Source organism: Micromonospora sp. L31, assembly GCF_052068075.1.
GTDB lineage: Bacteria > Actinomycetota > Actinomycetes > Mycobacteriales > Micromonosporaceae > Micromonospora > Micromonospora purpureochromogenes.
The window spans coordinates 462,186-478,166 of sequence record NZ_JBQHDC010000003.1 but is presented as its reverse complement, the minus strand read 5'-3'; the positions used below and the strand labels follow the sequence as shown (position 1 = coordinate 478,166).

The 15,981-nt window shown below is 74.2% G+C and carries 14 protein-coding genes; 10 read left to right on the top strand and 4 right to left on the bottom strand.

Annotated features, from left to right (window positions below; genetic code table 11):
* Positions 1 to 12 precede the first annotated feature (12 nt).
* Positions 13 to 1,059: a glucose 1-dehydrogenase gene (locus ACTMS9_RS11895; protein WP_441142296.1), complete on the bottom strand. Its 1,047-nt coding sequence runs from the start codon at positions 1,057 to 1,059 to the stop codon at positions 13 to 15.
* 105 nt (positions 1,060 to 1,164) lie between these two features.
* Between ACTMS9_RS11895 and ACTMS9_RS11890 the strand changes: the two genes are divergently transcribed.
* Together ACTMS9_RS11890 and nuoH are read left to right on the top strand one after the other, a co-directional pair.
* On the top strand, positions 1,165 to 1,947 hold the full coding sequence (locus ACTMS9_RS11890) for an NADH-quinone oxidoreductase subunit C (protein WP_441142297.1): 783 nt from the start codon (positions 1,165 to 1,167) through the stop codon (positions 1,945 to 1,947).
* Complete coding sequence (gene nuoH / locus ACTMS9_RS11885; RefSeq protein ID WP_441164905.1) at positions 1,947 to 2,909, top strand: NADH-quinone oxidoreductase subunit NuoH; 963 nt, start codon at positions 1,947 to 1,949, stop codon at positions 2,907 to 2,909. The genes ACTMS9_RS11890 and nuoH overlap by 1 nt, the downstream gene beginning before the upstream one ends.
* A gap of 10 nt (positions 2,910 to 2,919) precedes the next feature.
* On the opposite strand, the gene ACTMS9_RS11880 is transcribed toward nuoH, so the two are convergent.
* On the bottom strand, positions 2,920 to 3,957 hold the full coding sequence (locus ACTMS9_RS11880; protein ID WP_441164904.1) for a glutathione S-transferase family protein: 1,038 nt from the start codon (positions 3,955 to 3,957) through the stop codon (positions 2,920 to 2,922).
* Positions 3,958 to 4,089: 132 nt separating this feature from the next.
* On the opposite strand from ACTMS9_RS11880, the gene ACTMS9_RS11875 reads away from it, so the two are divergent.
* Positions 4,090 to 4,497, top strand: a complete 408-nt coding sequence (locus ACTMS9_RS11875) for an ester cyclase (protein ID WP_441142299.1) — start codon at positions 4,090 to 4,092, stop codon at positions 4,495 to 4,497.
* Positions 4,498 to 4,739: 242 nt separating this feature from the next.
* Here ACTMS9_RS11875 and ACTMS9_RS11870 read toward each other — a convergent pair whose 3' ends face one another.
* Entirely contained in the window at positions 4,740 to 7,259 is a 2,520-nt protein-coding gene (locus tag ACTMS9_RS11870) for a carboxypeptidase-like regulatory domain-containing protein (RefSeq protein ID WP_441164903.1), read from the bottom strand.
* A gap of 86 nt (positions 7,260 to 7,345) precedes the next feature.
* Entirely contained in the window at positions 7,346 to 7,918 is a 573-nt protein-coding gene (locus tag ACTMS9_RS11865; protein ID WP_441164902.1) for a Uma2 family endonuclease, read from the bottom strand.
* Between the two features lie 104 nt (positions 7,919 to 8,022).
* Between ACTMS9_RS11865 and ACTMS9_RS11860 the strand changes: the two genes are divergently transcribed.
* The 7 genes from ACTMS9_RS11860 (at position 8,023) to htpX (ending at position 15,872) form a co-directional block, all read left to right on the top strand.
* Positions 8,023 to 8,613, top strand: a complete 591-nt coding sequence (locus ACTMS9_RS11860; RefSeq protein ID WP_280836989.1) for a NuoI/complex I 23 kDa subunit family protein — start codon at positions 8,023 to 8,025, stop codon at positions 8,611 to 8,613.
* Positions 8,613 to 9,134 carry an NADH-quinone oxidoreductase subunit J family protein gene (locus ACTMS9_RS11855; RefSeq protein ID WP_441142302.1) on the top strand — a complete coding sequence of 174 codons (522 nt, stop codon included), beginning with the start codon at positions 8,613 to 8,615 and terminating at the stop codon, positions 9,132 to 9,134. Before ACTMS9_RS11860 ends, ACTMS9_RS11855 begins: the two co-directional genes overlap by 1 nt.
* Positions 9,131 to 9,529, top strand: a complete 399-nt coding sequence (gene nuoK, locus ACTMS9_RS11850; RefSeq protein ID WP_441164901.1) for an NADH-quinone oxidoreductase subunit NuoK — start codon at positions 9,131 to 9,133, stop codon at positions 9,527 to 9,529. The genes ACTMS9_RS11855 and nuoK overlap by 4 nt, the downstream gene beginning before the upstream one ends.
* Entirely contained in the window at positions 9,526 to 11,457 is a 1,932-nt protein-coding gene (locus tag ACTMS9_RS11845) for an NADH-quinone oxidoreductase subunit 5 family protein (RefSeq protein ID WP_441164900.1), read from the top strand. The genes nuoK and ACTMS9_RS11845 overlap by 4 nt, the downstream gene beginning before the upstream one ends.
* Positions 11,458 to 11,512: 55 nt before the next feature.
* Positions 11,513 to 13,015 carry a complex I subunit 4 family protein gene (locus tag ACTMS9_RS11840; protein WP_441164899.1) on the top strand — a complete coding sequence of 501 codons (1,503 nt, stop codon included), beginning with the start codon at positions 11,513 to 11,515 and terminating at the stop codon, positions 13,013 to 13,015.
* Positions 13,016 to 13,172: 157 nt separating this feature from the next.
* On the top strand, positions 13,173 to 14,672 hold the full coding sequence (locus ACTMS9_RS11835) for an NADH-quinone oxidoreductase subunit N (RefSeq protein ID WP_441164898.1): 1,500 nt from the start codon (positions 13,173 to 13,175) through the stop codon (positions 14,670 to 14,672).
* A 321-nt stretch (positions 14,673 to 14,993) separates the two neighbouring features.
* Positions 14,994 to 15,872, top strand: coding sequence for a zinc metalloprotease HtpX (gene htpX, locus ACTMS9_RS11830; RefSeq protein WP_358000201.1), 879 nt, complete (start codon positions 14,994 to 14,996; stop codon positions 15,870 to 15,872).
* The last annotated feature ends 109 nt before the right edge of the window (positions 15,873 to 15,981 follow it).

Below are 15,981 nucleotides of genomic sequence, written 5' to 3'. Positions count from 1 at the left end.
GGCGTCCGCCGCTCAGGCGGTGAAGTCGAGCACCGTCTTGATGTCGCCGCCGGTGTGGGTGTACGCCTCGGCGTACGCCGACACCGGCACCCGGCGGGTGATCAGCGATTCCAGCCAGGACCGGTCGGCCCGGGCGAGCGCCTCGGCGGCCAGCTCCCAGTGCCGCCGGTTGGCGTTGACCGACCCGAAGACCACGTTGTTCTCCAGCACCAGGTCCCGGTTGAGCGCGCCCGCGTCGAATTCGATGCTCCGGCCGCCGCTGGAGACGCCGGTCAGGCAGACGATGCCGATCGGCCCGGCCTTGCGCATCGCGTCCAGCACCACCGGCGGTGCACCGGTGCACTCGACCACCACGTCCGGTTCGAAGTCCAGCTCGGCCACCGGCACGGTGTGGTACGTCGCGCCGAGCGCCCGGACCAGGTCGGGCTTCGGGCCGGTGGTGTTCCGGTCGAGGACGTGCACCGCCAGGCCGCGCTGGGTGGCCAGCAGCGCGGCCAGCAGGCCGATCGGCCCGGCGCCGGTGACCAGCGCGGTCTGCGGCTTCCACTCGGCGCGGGCGCCGATCCGCTCGATGTGGTCCCAGGCCTTCGCCACCACGCTGGTCGGCTCCAGCAGCATGCCGACGGGCGCGAGGGACGGGTCCAGGCCGACGGCGTACTTCGGTTGGATCCGCCACCGGTCCCGGGCGTAGCCGGGCAGGCCCTTGATCCCGTGTTCGGTGTACTGCCCGTTGCGGCACATGTCCCACTCGTCAATGGCGCAGTTCGGGCAGGGCACCGGGTCGGGCCGGCGGACCACGCCCGCCACCAGGTCGCCCGGGTGCAGGGTGCCGGTGGGATCCTCCAGCACCCGGCCCAGCGCCTCGTGCCCGAGCACCAGCCGATCCTGGCCGGGCGGGGCCTCGCCGTACTCGCCGGCGACGATCTCCAGGTCGGTGCCGCAGATGCCGACCGCCAGCGCCTCGACCAGGATCGCGCCCTCCTCGGGCGCCGGCTCGGGCCAGTCGTCCACCAGGCGCAGCGAGTCGGGCATTCCGGGAGTCACAGTGACAGCACGCACGGTGAACATCTTTCCCCCTCCGGCGTCCACCCGCCGGGTAAAGCGACCAGATGCCGCCCGGGCGGGCCGACACGGCCGCGAGCCGGCGGCCCTAGGATCAGCGGCATGACTCCGGAAGAGGTCGGCCAGCGGGTGGTCGCGCTGCTCGCGCCGGTCGAGGCCACCACGTCGGTCTCCGGCGGTCAGTCCCACGCCCGCGCCACCGTCGACGTACCCCTTGCGAGCTGGACCGACGCGCTGCGCGCTGCGCGCGACGACGCCGAGCTGGCCTGCGACTTCTTCGACTGGCTCTCGGCGGTCGACGAGCTGGCCGACGGGTTCGACGTGGTGGTCCACCTCTGGTCGACCACCCGCCGGCACGGGGTGCTGCTGCGCACCCGGGTGCCCCGCGAGTCGCCGACGGTGGCCTCGGTGGTCGACCTCTGGCCGGGCGCCGCCTGGCACGAGCGGGAGACCCACGAGATGTTCGGCATCGACTTCGCCGGTCACCCCGGGCTGGCCCCGCTGCTGCTGCCGCCCGAGTTCGAGGGGCATCCGCTGCGCAAGGAGTTCGTGCTCGCCTCCCGGGTGGCCAAGCCCTGGCCGGGGGCGAAGGAGCCGGGCGAGTCGGAGGCCGGCGGCGGTCGCCGGCCGATCCGGCCGCCGGGCGTACCCGCGCCGGGGGAGTGGGGCACCACGCCGACGCCCGCCGGGGCGGCCGGGGTGGGCGAGGGGCCGCGCGGCGGTACCCCGGCCCGCCCGGTCCGGGAGCGGCCCGCCCGGCCGGCTCCGGGCGCGCGCGCGGCGCGTACCCCGGGGGCCGGGGCGACCGGCGACGGCCCGGCGGCGGCCGGAGAGCCCGCGACCGGCGACGGCCCGGCGCCGCGCGACGAGGAAGGTACGGCCTGATGCCCACCTGGTTGGAGCTGGTGATCCGGGTCGGTGGCGTGCTGGTCGCCTTCCTCACCCTGCCGCTGGTGGTCGGCCAGGCCGAACACAAGGTGATGGCGCACATGCAGGGCCGGCTCGGCCCGATGTACGCCGGCGGCTTCCACGGCTGGGCGCAGCTGGTCGCCGACGGGGTGAAGTTCGTGCAGAAGGAGGACGTCACCCCGCGCGAGGCGGACCGGGCGGTGTTCCGGCTCGCCCCGGTGGTGGCCCTGGTGCCCTACCTGCTGGTCCTGCTGGTCATCCCGCTCGGCCCGGACGACCTGGTCGGGCAGCCGCTGGACATCGGCCTCTTCTTCGTCCTCGCCGTGGTCGGCGTGGGCGTGGTCGCGGTGCTGATGTCGGCCTGGGCCTCGGCCAACAAGTACAGCCTCCTCGGCGGCCTGCGCGGGGCGGCCCAGCTGCTCGGCTACGAGCTGCCGCTGGTGCTCTCCGCCGCCTCGGTGGCGATGGCGGCGGGCACGCTCAGCCTCTCCGGCATAGTCGAGGCGTGGCAGCCCTGGTGGCTGCTCTGGCAGGCGCCCGCGATGTTCGTCTTCTTCGTCGCCGGGCTGGCCGAGATCCGGCGGCCCCCGTTCGACATGCCGATCGCCGACTCCGAGCTGGTCTTCGGCTACATGACCGAGTACACCGGCCTGCGCTTCGCCTTCTTCCTGCTCGCCGAGTACGTCGGCATCGTGGTGATCGCCGCGCTGACCACCGTGCTCTTCCTCGGCGGCTGGCAGGGCCCGTTCGCCGACGGTCAGCTCGGCTGGCTGTGGACGCTGCTGAAGGTCTTCGCGGTCTCCTTCATGATCATCTGGCTCCGGGTCTCGTACCCGCGGCTGCGGGAGGACCAGCTGCAACGCCTCTGCTGGCTGGTGCTGGTGCCGCTCTCCCTGGCCCAGCTGGTCCTCACCGCCGCCGTGCGCGTCGCGCTGTAACGGCCCGCGCTCAGCGCAGCGGGGTGTGGGCGGGGTCGACCCGCTCGTCGGCCGGCGGGGGTGGCGGCGGGGTGCCGTCGCCGAAGGGCCGTCCGCCGAGTTCCTCCCGGCCGTGCGGGGTGAGCCAGTTGGACAGGTCGGGGCCGAGCGGCGTCACGCCGGTCGGGTTGATGTCCCGGTGCACCTCGTAGTAGTGCCGCTTGATGTGGTCGAAGTCGACCGTGTCGCCGAAGCCGGGGGTCTGGAACAGGTCCCGCGCGTACGCCCACAGCACCGGCATCTCGGTCAGCTTGCTGCGGTTGCACTTGAAGTGGCCGTGGTAGACCGGGTCGAAGCGGGTCAGGGTGGTGAACAGCCGCACGTCCGCCTCGGTGATGGTGTCGCCGACCAGGTAGCGCTGGCCCGCCAGCCGCTCGGTCAGCCAGTCCAGCCGGTCGAAGAGCTGGTGGTACGCCTTCTCGTACGCCTCCTGGCTGCCGGCGAAGCCGCACCGGTACACGCCGTTGTTGACGTCCCGGAACAGCGCCGCGCTCACCTCGTCGATCTCGTCGCGCAGCCGTTCCGGGTAGAGCTGTGGCGCGCCCTCGCGGTGGTACGCCGTCCACTCGGTGGACAGGTCCAGGCTCATCTGCCCGAAGTTGTTGGTGACCACCTGCCCGGTCGGCACGTCCACGATCGCCGGCACCGTGATGCCCCGCTCGTAGCCGGGGAAGCGGGCGAAGTACGCCTCCTGGAGCCGCTCGATGCCGAGCACCGGGTCCCGCCCGCCCGGGTCCAGGTCGAACGTCCAGCTCCGGGCGTCGTGGGTCGGCCCGGCCACCGCCATCGAGATGGCGTCCTCCAGCCCGAGCAGCCGCCGCACGATGATCAGCCGGTTCGCCCAGGGGCAGGCGCGGCTGACCGCGAGCCGGTACCGCCCCGGCTCGACCGGGTAGCCGTCCCGCCCGTCGGCGGTGATCCGGGTGGCGATGTAGCGCTGGTCGCGGGTGAACTCACCGCCCGGCTCGACGTACTTGCCGCCGGTCGTTTCGCCTGCCGCCTCGCCCACTTCGCCCCCTGGAGTCCGTTCGTCGCGTCCCCTCCATCTTTGCCGATCTCGCGCGCCCGGGTCCGGTGAGCGTCCGTCTCCGCGGTCGCACGACCGCATTTCGCCCGGCGCGGCCCCGGCTAGGCTGCCCGGATGATCGATCGGGAGGCGCTGGCGCGGCGGTTCGTCGCCGACGTGTGGAACGGCGGGCGCGAGGACTCCGTGTACGAGCTGATCGGGGCGGAGTGCCCGGGGCTCGGCGGGGTCGGACCGGAGGCGACGCTGGCCTGGCACCGGGACCGCCGGGCGGCCTTCCCCGACCTGCGCTACAAGATCGTGGACGTGGTGGCCGCCGGCGACCGGGTGGCGGTGCGCTGGCGAGCGGCCGGCACCCAGGCCGGGCAGTTCGGCCCGGTGCCGCCGACCGGGCAGGTGGTCAGCTACTCGGGGGCGACCTTCCTGCGCTTCGACGGCGACGGCCGGATCGTCGACGTGTGGAGCGTCAACGAGCTGTTCCAGCTCCTCCAGCAGCTCGGCGTGGAAGTCCTGCCGCCGGCCTGACCGGCACGGCCCCCGCTCGCCGGCTCTGTCACTCAGGGTCACCCCGCCGCGGGCCTGAGCGCGGATGAGCGTGATGCCTCAGAGGCATATTGATGACCCAGAGGTATCACGCTCGTACCGGCATCCGCCTCCGGCGCCGGGCCGGCCCGCGGTCCGTCCGGGGTGCTCCGGCCGGAACGGCCGCGGCCCGCACCGGCGCCCTTCGCGGGGGACGCCGGCACGGGCCGCGGACGCGCCGGGGCTCAGCCCGGCTTCGACGGGCCTTCCCGGGTCGCGACCGGGACGGCCAGGCAGGTGCTGCCCGGCACCAGGCGGACGCTGTCGATGACCTGCCGCGCGGCGAGGGTCACGACGGTCGGCCGGGGATTGCTCCCGGCGCCCCCGGTCGCGCCGCCGGCCACGTACCAGCACGGCTTGCCGCTGCTCGGGACGTGGCGCAGCAGCAGCGGACCGGCCGGCAGGCCGACCATCGCCTCGTCGTACGGCCGGCGGTAGACCGCCACCAGGTCTCCGGTGCTCGGGTGGTACGCCTCGACCGACCAGGTCGTGCCGGCGCCGGCGCCCACGTCGAACTGCCGGATGGTGCCGTCGTAGGGCAGGGTGACCGGCGGGGCGGTCACGGTCGCGTCCGCTTTCACCTGCACCGGGGTGGCGAGGTACCGGTTGGTGGCGTTGCCGGACCAGGCCAGCGCGAAGGGCTTGTCGTCGCCGATCCACTGCCCGGTGTACTGCAACGGCCACCGGTACGGGCCGAGCCCGGTGATGGTGAACCGACCCTCGTACGGGTTGGTGAACACCGTGCACCCCTTGGCCGCGCCGCCAACCAGGTCGGGCTGGTCGGCGCCGGCCTGCACGCAGCCCTCGACGAACTTACCGTCCGCGCCGTTGACGGTTCCGGTGATGGAGCCGGCCCGGTCGAGGCGGATCGGTGCGGTGCTGGTCACCGTGCCGGCCACGAGGTTCAGGGTGGTGGCGGTACGCCGGTCGCCGGTGCCGCCGGTGGTGGCGTACCACTGGGCGCCCCACGGCTTGGTCGACTGCACGAAGAGCTGCGTCGGGCCGGCGGGCAGCGGGCCGAGGGTCACCGCGCCCGAGGCGTCCGAGCAGTACCGGCGGTCCTGGTTCTCCTGGCGGAGCGGGGTGGTGGGGACCGGGTGGCCGGAGACCGGCTTGACGCAGACCCCGGCGACCTTGTTGCCCGCGCCGTCGACCACGCTGGTCCGCACCGTGGCCGCGGGCTCCAGCTCCAGGGTGAGCCGGGTGGCCTTGCCCGACGTCACCTGGATGCCGCCGACCGAGCGCTGCCAGTACCCCGGGCCCGGCGTCACCCGCGCGGTCTCCGCCCGCTGGGTGGTGGCCCAGACCACCGGGAAGGTGACCCGGTTGGAGCCGCTCGGGGTGCAGGCCCTCTCGACCGACTCGACCAGTTCGACGCAGCCGCTGACCGGGCCGCGGGTGCTCTTGTTCACCAGGTCGATCTCGACCGAGCCGGCGGGCACGAGTCGCTCGTCGACGACGGTCGTCCCGCCCTCGGCGACGTGGACGATGGCCGCCTCCTCCGCGGTGGCGACGCCCGGGTGGAACTGGCGCGTCCGGCCGGCGGCGTAGAAGTAGACCCGGTAGTCACCGGGCGGCACCCGGTCGAGCCGGTACTCGCCGTCGACGGCCATCACACCGCCCCGCCACGAGTCGTCGACCGCCCTGGCCACCACGGACAGCGACCAGGGCATGGTGCCGCCCTCCTCCGGCGTGACCCGGCCGCGGATCGTGCCGCCACCGACCCGCAGCGCGACGTCGACCGTGGTGACCTCCTCGCCCGAGGTCGAATAGAGGGTCGCGTTGTCGAAGTCGTTGGCGTCCTTGGCCCACTGCTCCGGGAAGCCCTCGGCCTGGACTCGCAGCCGGTAGCGGTACTGGTACCACAGGCGCTCGATCCGGTAACGGCCGGTCGCGTCGGTGCACGACCGGCCGACCTCCCCGCCGAGGTCCGCGTTGACGGCGGTCACGCAGGCGCCGGCGACCGGCTCCCCGGTGGCCCGGGCGGTGACCAGGCCGGTGATCGTGCCGTTGCCGATGCGCGTCGGCGGCGCGACCGAGACGTACCGTTCGTCGACCGTGGTGCTGCTGCCGGCGGTGACCGTGAAGACGGTCCCGTCGCCCTGGCTCGCCTTGCCCGGTACCCACTGCTGGGGGACCCAGCCCTCGGGCCCCACGCCCAGCCGGTACGCGCCGACCGGCAGGTTGACCAGCCGGTACCGGCCCTCGTTGTCGGTCAGGGCCCGCGCCCGCCAGTCGCCGTCGACGGCGACGGCGGTGACCTCGCTGGCGTACGCGGGGCTGCCGTCCGGGTGGGTGATCCGGCCCTGGAAGCCGCCCACCTCGGTGACCATGCTGAAGTCGGCCCGGCCGGTCGTACCCGGATCCACGTGCAGCCGCTCGCCGTTGTAGTAGTCCGGCGCGCTCGGCCACCAGACGTCGGGCCGGCCGGTCGCCCGGGCCCGGATGTGCACGCCCCAGAAGGACTGCCCGGTGACCCCGGTGAAGGTGTAGGTGCCGGTGGTGTCGGTGCAGCGCGTCGCCAGCGCCCGTTCCGCCGTCGACATCAGCGAGACGCAGGCGCCGGCGAGGGGCGCACCGGTCGCCCGGTCGGTCACCCTTCCGGTGATCGTGGCACCGGGCTCGGCCTGGGCGGCCGTCGCTCCGAACAGCACCATGGTGACGACGGCCAGCGCCGCCGTCACCCGGGTCGTGGTCTTCTTCATCCGGCCGTGGCCCCTTCTACGTCGGCCGGAGCAGCATAGATGATCAACAACGTCGGCGACGTCCCCGCGCGGAGCCCCGGATCAGGTCACGCGCGGCGGGGGGTGATCCGCGCCAGCGGCACGTCGATCTCCCACGGCTCGGGCAGCAGGATGCCGTCGGTCATCCGGGCCTGCTCGACGTAGACCCGCTTCACCGGGTCCAGCTTGTACGCGTGCACGACGATCCCGTCGGTGGTCTCGATCCGCCAGAAGTAGGGGATGTCCGCCTCGGCGTACAGGGCGGGCTTCAGGACCCGGTCCACGCTCCGGGAGCCCTCGGAGACGATCTCCACCACCAGCAGCACCTCGTGCGGGCGGTAGTGCGACGGGTTTCGCTCGGCGGCGTCGAGCTGGGTGACGAGCAGGTCGGGGATGAACGCGCGGGTCCGGGAGAGCCGTACCTCGACGGCCTGGGTCACGTCGAGGTCGGCGGGGCAGCTCTCTTGCAGGGCTGCCCCGAGCAGCAGCGCGATGGACTGGTGGAGTCGCGTGGGGGAGGGCGACATGAGCAGGGTTCCGTCCAGGAGCTCGCGGCGGCGGCCGTCGTCCGGCAGGGCGTCGAGGTCGTCGGTGGTCCACTCGCCCGGCGGCGGGTAGTCGTCGTGCAGCGCGGCGGTCATCGACGGGTCCTTCCCGGTGCGTCGTTCTCCCCACCGTCACGGTACCGCCGTCAACAGACGGGTGGTGGTCGCGCGCGCCGGGGGCACAGGGCAGGATGAGCGTCATGAGCGAGCGCAGCGGCATTCCCGGCGAGGGCCTGGTGAAGGGGCTGGCGGTCACGCTGAAGACGATGACCAGCCGGTCGACCACCCAGCAGTACCCGGACGTCGCCCCCGAGCTGCCGCCCCGCTCCCGGGGTGTGATCGCGTTGCTGGCGGAGAATTGCACGGTCTGCATGCTCTGCGCCCGGGAGTGCCCCGACTGGTGCATCTACATCGACTCCCACAAGGAGGAGGTGGTGGTGGCCGGGGCCGCCCGCCCCCGCCAGCGCAACGTGCTCGACAAGTTCGACATCGACTTCTCGCTCTGCATGTACTGCGGGATCTGTGTCGAGGTCTGCCCGTTCGACGCGCTCTACTGGTCGCCGGAGTTCGAGTACGCCGAGTACGACATCAAGGACCTGCTGCACGACAAGGACCACCTCGGCCAGTGGATGGGGACAGTCCCGCCGCCGCCCGCCCACGACCACAACGGTGAGCCGGCCAAGGAGGAGGCCACCGCCGCGCGCAAGGCCGCGGCCCCGACCAGCTCCGCCGCCCGCCCCACCGTGGTACGCCCCGAGTCCGGCCCCGCCGCCGACGGGGGTACGCCCTGATGACCGGTGCGGACGTGCTGCTGCTCGCCCTCGGCGCGGTGGCGGTCGGGGCGGGCGTGCTGGTGGTGGGCACCAAGCACCTGGTGCGGGCCGGCCTCTACCTGGTGGTCTGCCTCGGCGCGCTGGCCGGTGACTACCTGGTGCTCACCGCCGAGCTGGTGGCCTGGGTGCAGGTGCTGATCTACGTGGGTGCGGTGGTGGTGCTGCTGCTGTTCGCGGTGATGCTGACCCGCGCCCCGATCGGCGCCTCCGACGACCTGGACCGCCCCGGCTGGCCGGCCGCGCTGATCGGTGCGGGCAGCGGGCTGGGGCTGGCCGTGCTGCTGGTCGACGCGTTCCGCTGGACCCGGGTCGAACTGCCGGCGGCGGGCACCGCCGAGCGCCTGGGTGAGCAGGTCTTCCGCTCCTGGGTGCTGCCGTTCGAGGTGCTCTCGGTGCTGCTGCTGGCCGCTCTGGTCGGCGCGATCGTGCTCTCCCGCCCCGACATCGGCCGCCGCCCCGGCGAGGGCGGCCGCCGGTGAGACCCGTCATCCCGTACGTCACCGCCGCGCTGCTGTTCGGCCTCGGCGTCTACGGCGTGCTGCGCCGCCGCAACGCGGTGCTGGTGCTGATGGCGGTCGAGCTGATGCTCAACGCCGTCAACCTGATCCTGGTCACCGCCGACACCACGGCGAAGGCCGCCCTGCCGCACGGCGGGCAGGTCTTCGCGCTCTTCGTGATCGTGCTGGCCGCCGCCGAGATCGGCGTGGGCCTGGCGATCGTGCTCCAGCTCTACCGGCTGCGGGCCAGCGTCGCCGTGGACGAGGTGCCGCTGACCGAGGCTCCGGCGCTCGTGCCGGCCGAGCGGCTCGCTGCGGGAGCCGGCGTCGAGCGGCCGTCGGGCGGGCCCGCCGACCGGCCGGAGGGGGACCGGTGACCGGGCTGCTCGGGGCCGCGTTGCCGGCCGTACCCCTGGTGGCCGGCCTGATCGGGCTGCTGCTGCCACCGTCGCCGCGCGGCGCGGCCACCGGGGAGGATCGGGCCCGGCGGGTCGCGATCGGCCTCGGGGTGGCCGGCGCGGCCGGGGCGCTGCTGATCGCGCTGCTCCTGCTGGCCCGGGTCGGCGACCCGGTCGAGACCTCCGCGACCTGGATCGACCTGGGCGGGCTGCGGGTCACCCTCGGGGTACGGCTGGACGGCACCGCCGCCCTGGTCGCGGTGGCCGTCGCGACGGTCGCGCTGGCCGTGCAGGTCTACTCCACCGCCTACCTGAAGCGGGGCCCGCACGACGACGTCGAGGTCGACCACCGCTACCCGCCGTACGCGGCCCAGATCAGCCTCTTCACCGCCGCGATGCTGCTGGTGGTGGTCGCCGGTGACCTGGTCATGCTGCTGGTCGGCTGGGAGGTGATGGGCCTCTGCTCCTACCTGCTGATCGCCCACGACCGGCGGCTGCCCGAGGCGCCGGCCGCCGCGATGAAGGCGTTCCTGGTCACCCGGGTGGGCGACGTCGGCTTCCTGCTCGGCATCGCGCTGCTCGGCGTCTCGGCGGGCAGTTTCCGGATCGCCGACGTGCTCGCCCACGACCACGCCACCGGCACCCTCACCGCCGCCTGCCTGCTGCTGCTGGCCGGGGTGGCCGGAAAGAGCGCGCAGTTCCCGCTGCACACCTGGCTGCCGGACGCGATGGCCGGCCCGACCCCGATCTCCGCGCTGATCCACGCGGCCACCATGGTCGCCGCCGGCGTGTACGCGGTGGCCCGGCTCTACCCCCTGTTCGAGGCCACCCCGACCGCGCTGGCCGTGCTCGGGGTGATGGCCTCGATCACCCTGCTGCTCGGTGCCCTCGCGGCGACCGCCCAGGACGACCTCAAGCGGGTGCTCGCCTGGTCGACGGTCTCCCAGATCGGCTACATGACCGGGGCGCTCGCCGTCGGCGCGCCGGCCGCCGCGCTGTTCCACCTGCTCACCCACGCCGCCTTCAAGGCGCTGCTCTTCCTCGCCGCCGGTGCGGTGATCCACGCCGTCGGCACCACACTGATGTCCCGGATGGGCGGCCTGCGCCGGGACATGCCGCTGACCTTCTGGTGCACGCTGATCGGGCTCGGCGCGCTGGCCGGGGTGCCGCCGCTGTCGGGCTTCTGGAGCAAGGACGGCGTGCTCGCCGTCGCCGAGGCCGCCGCCCTGGACGGCACCGGCCCCGCACCGGCCTGGGTCGGCTGGCTGGTCTGGCTGGCCGGGCTGCTCGGCGTCGTGATCACCGCCTGGTACGCCACCCGGCTGCTGCTGCGCACGTTCCTCGGCGAGCCCCGGATGCCGCTGCTGCGCCCGCACGACCCGCCGGCCGCGATGCGCTGGCCGGTGCTGCTGCTCGCGGTCCCGGCCGCGCTGCTCGGGCTGGTCGGCTTCGTCCAGTCCATCGCCGACCGGCTGCTCGTCCCGACCGTGCCGACGCTGGCGCCGGGGGAGGCGCTGCTCGTCCACGTCGGGCCGGCGCTGCTGCTGCCGGCCGCGTTGCTGCTGCTCGGGGCCGGGCTGGCCTGGGCCGGCTGGCGCCGGGACCCGGCCGCCGATCCGGCCCGCGCGCTGGGCCCGCTGCGGCCGGTCTTCGCCCGGGCGTTCCGGCTCGACGACGTCCAGCACGCCCTCGTCGTACGCCCGGCGAGGGCGCTCGCCCGCCTCGCGCGTACCGGTGACGAGGTGGGGGTGGACGGCCTGGTCGAGGGGAGCGGCCGGGGCGCGTCCGGCCTCGGCGGTGGCCTGGCCGCGCTGCACCGGGCGGCGCTGCCCCGCGCGGCGGCGGCGGTGCTGGCCGGCGCGCTGCTGATCGGGGTGGCCACCGTCCTGATCGGAGGGTTGCCGTGAGCGCGAGGAGTGAGCCGGTGTTGCGAGCCCCGCAGTCGCGAACCGAGGTGGCCCCGTGAGTCTGGGACATTTCCTGTTGGTCGCGGTGCTGGCCCTGCCGGCGGTCGGGGCGGGTCTGGTGGCGGTGACGCCCGGGGAGCGGGTGGCCCGGCTGGTCGGCACGGCGGTGGCCGCGTTGACCCTGGTCGGCGCGGTGCTGCTGGTGTTCGGCGACCACGGCTGGTTCGGCTACGGCCCGGCGCCGGCGGTGCAGCCGTGGCACCAGCTCGACCTGCCCTGGGTGCCCGGCCTGGACCTGCGCTTCCACCTCGGGGTGGACGGGATCTCCTGGCCGCTGGTGGTGCTCACCGCCCTGCTCACCCTGCTCTGCTGCGGCTACACCCTCTGGCGGGTGCCGGCCGGCGGGAGCGGGCGGGCGCTGGTGGCGCTGCTGCTGGTGGTCGAGGTGGGCATCCTCGGCACCTTCCTCGCCCTCGACCTGGTGCTCTTCTTCGCGTTCTTCGAGGTCGTCCTGCTCCCCATGTACGCGATCATCGCGGGCTGGGGCGGCGCGGACCGGCGCCGGGCGGCGCGCAAGTTCGCCCTCTACACGCTCCTCGGCTCGGTGCTGCTGCTGGTCGGCGTCTACGTGGTGGTCGCCGCCGCCGGCACCGCCGACATCGTCGCGCTCACCGGTGGGGCCGGGCTGTCCCGGGGCACCCAGTTGGCGGCGTTCACCCTGCTGGGGCTCGCCTTCGCGGTGAAGGCCCCGCTCTGGCCGCTGCACTCCTGGCTGCCCGACGCGCACACCCAGGCGCCGACCGTCGGCAGCGTGATCCTCGCCGGGGTGCTGCTCAAGATGGGCACGTACGGCCTGATCCGGGTCGCGGTCGGGGTCGCCCCCGAGGGCGCCCGCTGGGCCGCCCCGGTGCTCGGCGTGCTGGCCGTCGCGGCGATCCTGATCGGCTCGCTGGTCTGCCTCGCGCAGGACGAGCTGAAGCGGCTGATCGCGTACTCCAGCGTCGGTCACATGGGGTTCGTGCTGCTCGGGGTGGCCACGCTGACCGCCACCGGCATCCAGGCGGCCCTGATCGGCAACATCGCGCACGGGGTGATCACCGGCCTGCTCTTCTTCCTCGCCGGGGCGGTCAAGGACCGTACGCACACCGGCGCGCTCGCCGAGCTGTCCGGGCTGCGGGAGACCGCGCCCCGGCTCGCCGGGCTGCTCGGCTTCGCCGCGGTGGCCTCGCTCGGCCTGCCCGGGCTGGCCGGCTTCTGGGGTGAGGCGTTCGCCGTGTTCGCCGCCGTCCGGCGGGGCGGGCCGCTCTGGACCACGCTGGCCGTGCTGGCCGCGGTGGGCGGGGCGCTCACCGCCGCGTACTTCCTGCGGCTGCTGCGGCAGGTCACCCACGGGCGGCCCAGCCCGGCGGTGGGCCGGCTCGCGCCCGGGCTGGCCGGGGCCGAGCTGACCGCCTGGGCGCCCCTGGTGCTGCTCGCCCTCGCGGTCGGCCTGGCGCCCACGCTGGTGCTCGGCCTCGCCACCGGTCCGGTCGACGCCCTGGTGGGAGTGCTCCGGTGACCGCGCGGACCGCCCCGGTCGACGGCGGCGCGGCGGGTACGCGCGGCACGGCGGGCCCGCGCGGTCGTGGACGGAAGTGGACCGTCGCGCGTCGGACGTGCGGCGTGAGGGTCGCGGTCGGAGGCGACCGGGTGGCCGGGCGGCGGGAGTGGGCGGCATGAGTCTCGTGCAGAGCGTGGACAACGTGGCGCTGCTGCCGGCGTACCTGGCCGCCGGCACCGCCGTACTCGTGCTCCTGGCCGACCTGCTGGTGGCCCGGCGCGGCGCGACGGTGGCCGTGGCCGCCGCGGGCGCCGTCGCCACCGCCGCCGGCGCTGTGCTGGTCGGCGCGGGGGAGACCCGGCGGACCTTCTGCGTCGGCGCCGACTGCTCCTGGGTCCTGGACGGCCGGGCGGCCCTGGTCGCCGCCGTCTTCGCACTGCTCACCCTCGGGGTGCTCGGGCTCTCCGGGCCGCTGCTGCGCGGCGGGCCGACGCCGCCGGGGGAGTTCTGCTTCCTGCTCGCCTGCTCGATGACCGGTGGCGTGGTGCTCGGCGCCGCCGGCGACCTGATCACCCTGATCGTCGCGCTGGAAACCCTCACCCTGCCGCTGTACGTGCTGGTCGGCCTGCGCCGGGGCAGCCTGGCCAGCGCCGAGGCGGCGGTCACCTTCTTCGTGGTCAGCGTGGTCGCGACCACCCTGACCCTGCTCGGCGCGGCGCTGCTCTACGCGGTCACCGGCGGGCTGCACCTGGACCGGCTGGGCGCCATCCTCAACGACCGCCCGGAGCTGCTCGACCTGCCGCTGGCCACCGCCGCCGTCGCGCTCGTGGTACTCGGCCTGGCGTTCAAGGTGGCGGCGGTGCCGTTCCACGCCTGGGCGCCGGCCACCTACGACGGCGCGCCGCTGCCGGTGGCCGCGTACCTCTCCACCGCCTCCAAGCTCGGCGGGGTGGTGGCCCTGCTCGCCGTGGTGCAGCGCGCGCTGCCGGCCGACGTCACCGGCCCGGTGCTCGCCCTGCTCGCCGTGCTGACCATGACGGTCGGCAACCTGGTGGCGCTGCGCCAGCGGCGTACGGTCCGACTGCTCGCCTGGTCGTCGGTGGCCCAGGCCGGCTACATCCTGGCCCCGCTGGGCGCGTTGGCGCTGGCCGCCGGGCGCACCGACGAGGCGCGGGCGGAGGCGTACGCCGCCGCGGTCGCGTACGCGGTCTTCTTCGTGCTGCTGGAGCTGGCGGCCTTCGCGGCGTTGGTGGCGTTGCGCCCGGCCGGCGCGGACGGCGGCACGGTCGACGACCTGCGCGGATCGGCCCGCCGGCAGCCGTGGGTGGCGGCGGCCCTCGCGCTGGCGCTGATCGGCCTGGCCGGCCTGCCGCCGGGGCTGGCCGGTCTCTTCGCCAAGGTCACCGTGGTCCGGTCGCTGCTGACCGGTGGTGCCGGCTGGCTGGCCCTGGTGGTGGCGGTCAACGCGGTGATCGGGCTCGCCTACTACCTGCGCCTCGCCGCCACCCTGTACGCCGGCGACACCCGCGACGACCGATCCGGCGAGGAAGGCAGGGTGCCGGCTGCCGGCGGCCGGGTGGCCTGGACGGTCACCACCGCGCTGGCCCTGGCCACCGCGCTGGCCGTGGTGGTCGGCTTCGCCCCGCAGTTCGTCCTCGACCTCGCCGCTCGCTGATCCCTTCTCCTGCCTACCGGGCCTCGCCGCCCCCTTTCGCCCCCGCCACACCCGTCGCGACCTCGCCGCCCCCTTCCGCCACCGCCCGCACAGTTTCGACTCGCTCGCGCCCTCGCCACCCCTGTCGAGCGGTTTGCGGGGAGTCGCGGTGTCCCGGCCGAGAGATGCCGCGACACGCCGCAAAGCGCGCGAGGTCGCGCTCCCAGCGCGCCCACAGCGACCTCCAGCCAACTCACAGTCATGAGCAGGATGGTTGACGGGTACCGGTGACGTTGGACCGGTCAGCGGGTCCCGCGTGGCCCGCGCACCGAAGGAGTGATCGTGCATCACAACCGTCTGAAGACCGCAGCGCTGCTCGGCCTGTTGACCTCGCTGATCCTCGCGGTCGGCTACTGGTTCGGCGGCAGCGGCGGCCTCGTCATCGCCGTCGTCGTCTCGTTGCTGATGAACGGTGTGTCCTACTTCTTCTCCGACAAGCTGGCGCTGCGCTCGATGCGGGCGCAACCGGTCAGCGAGGCCGAATTCCCCGAGCTGTACCGGATGGTCCGTGAGCTGGCCACCGAGGCGCGGCAGCCGATGCCCCGCCTGTACGTCAGCCCGACCTCGCAGCCCAACGCGTTCGCGACCGGGCGCAACCCGGCCCATGCGGCGGTCTGCGTCACCCAGGGGATCACCGAGATCCTGGACTACCGGGAGCTGCGCGGGGTGATCGGCCACGAGCTGTCGCACGTCTACAACCGGGACATCCTCATCTCCAGCGTGGCGGCCGGCCTGGCCGGCATCATCACCGCGCTGGCCAACATCGCCTGGTTCATCCCGCTGGGCGGTGGCGACGACGAGGACGCCCCGAACCCGGTCGTGCTGCTGCTCACCCTGATCCTCGGCCCGATCGCGGCCACCGTGATCCAGCTGGCGATCAGCCGGAGCCGGGAGTTCCAGGCGGACGCCTCCGGCGCCCAGCTCACCCGGGACCCGCTGGCCCTGGCCAGCGCCCTCAAGAAGATCCACATGGGTACCCAGAAGCGTCCGCTGCCCGCGCAGGGTCAGCTGACCAGCACCGCCCACCTGATGATCGACAACCCGTTCAAGCGGGGCGGCGGCATCGCCGCGCTCTTCTCCACCCACCCCCGGATGGAGGAGCGGGTCGCCCGACTGGAGCAGTTGGCCGCCAACAGCGGTCCGGTGCAGTTCCAGCGCTGACGTACGACACCCGCGCCCGCGTCCGGTTCGCCGGACGCGGGCGCGGTCGTGTCCGCGGGCACTAACCGTTTCCCTCGCGGCGAGACCGGCGTTAGGGTCGAAACGTCTC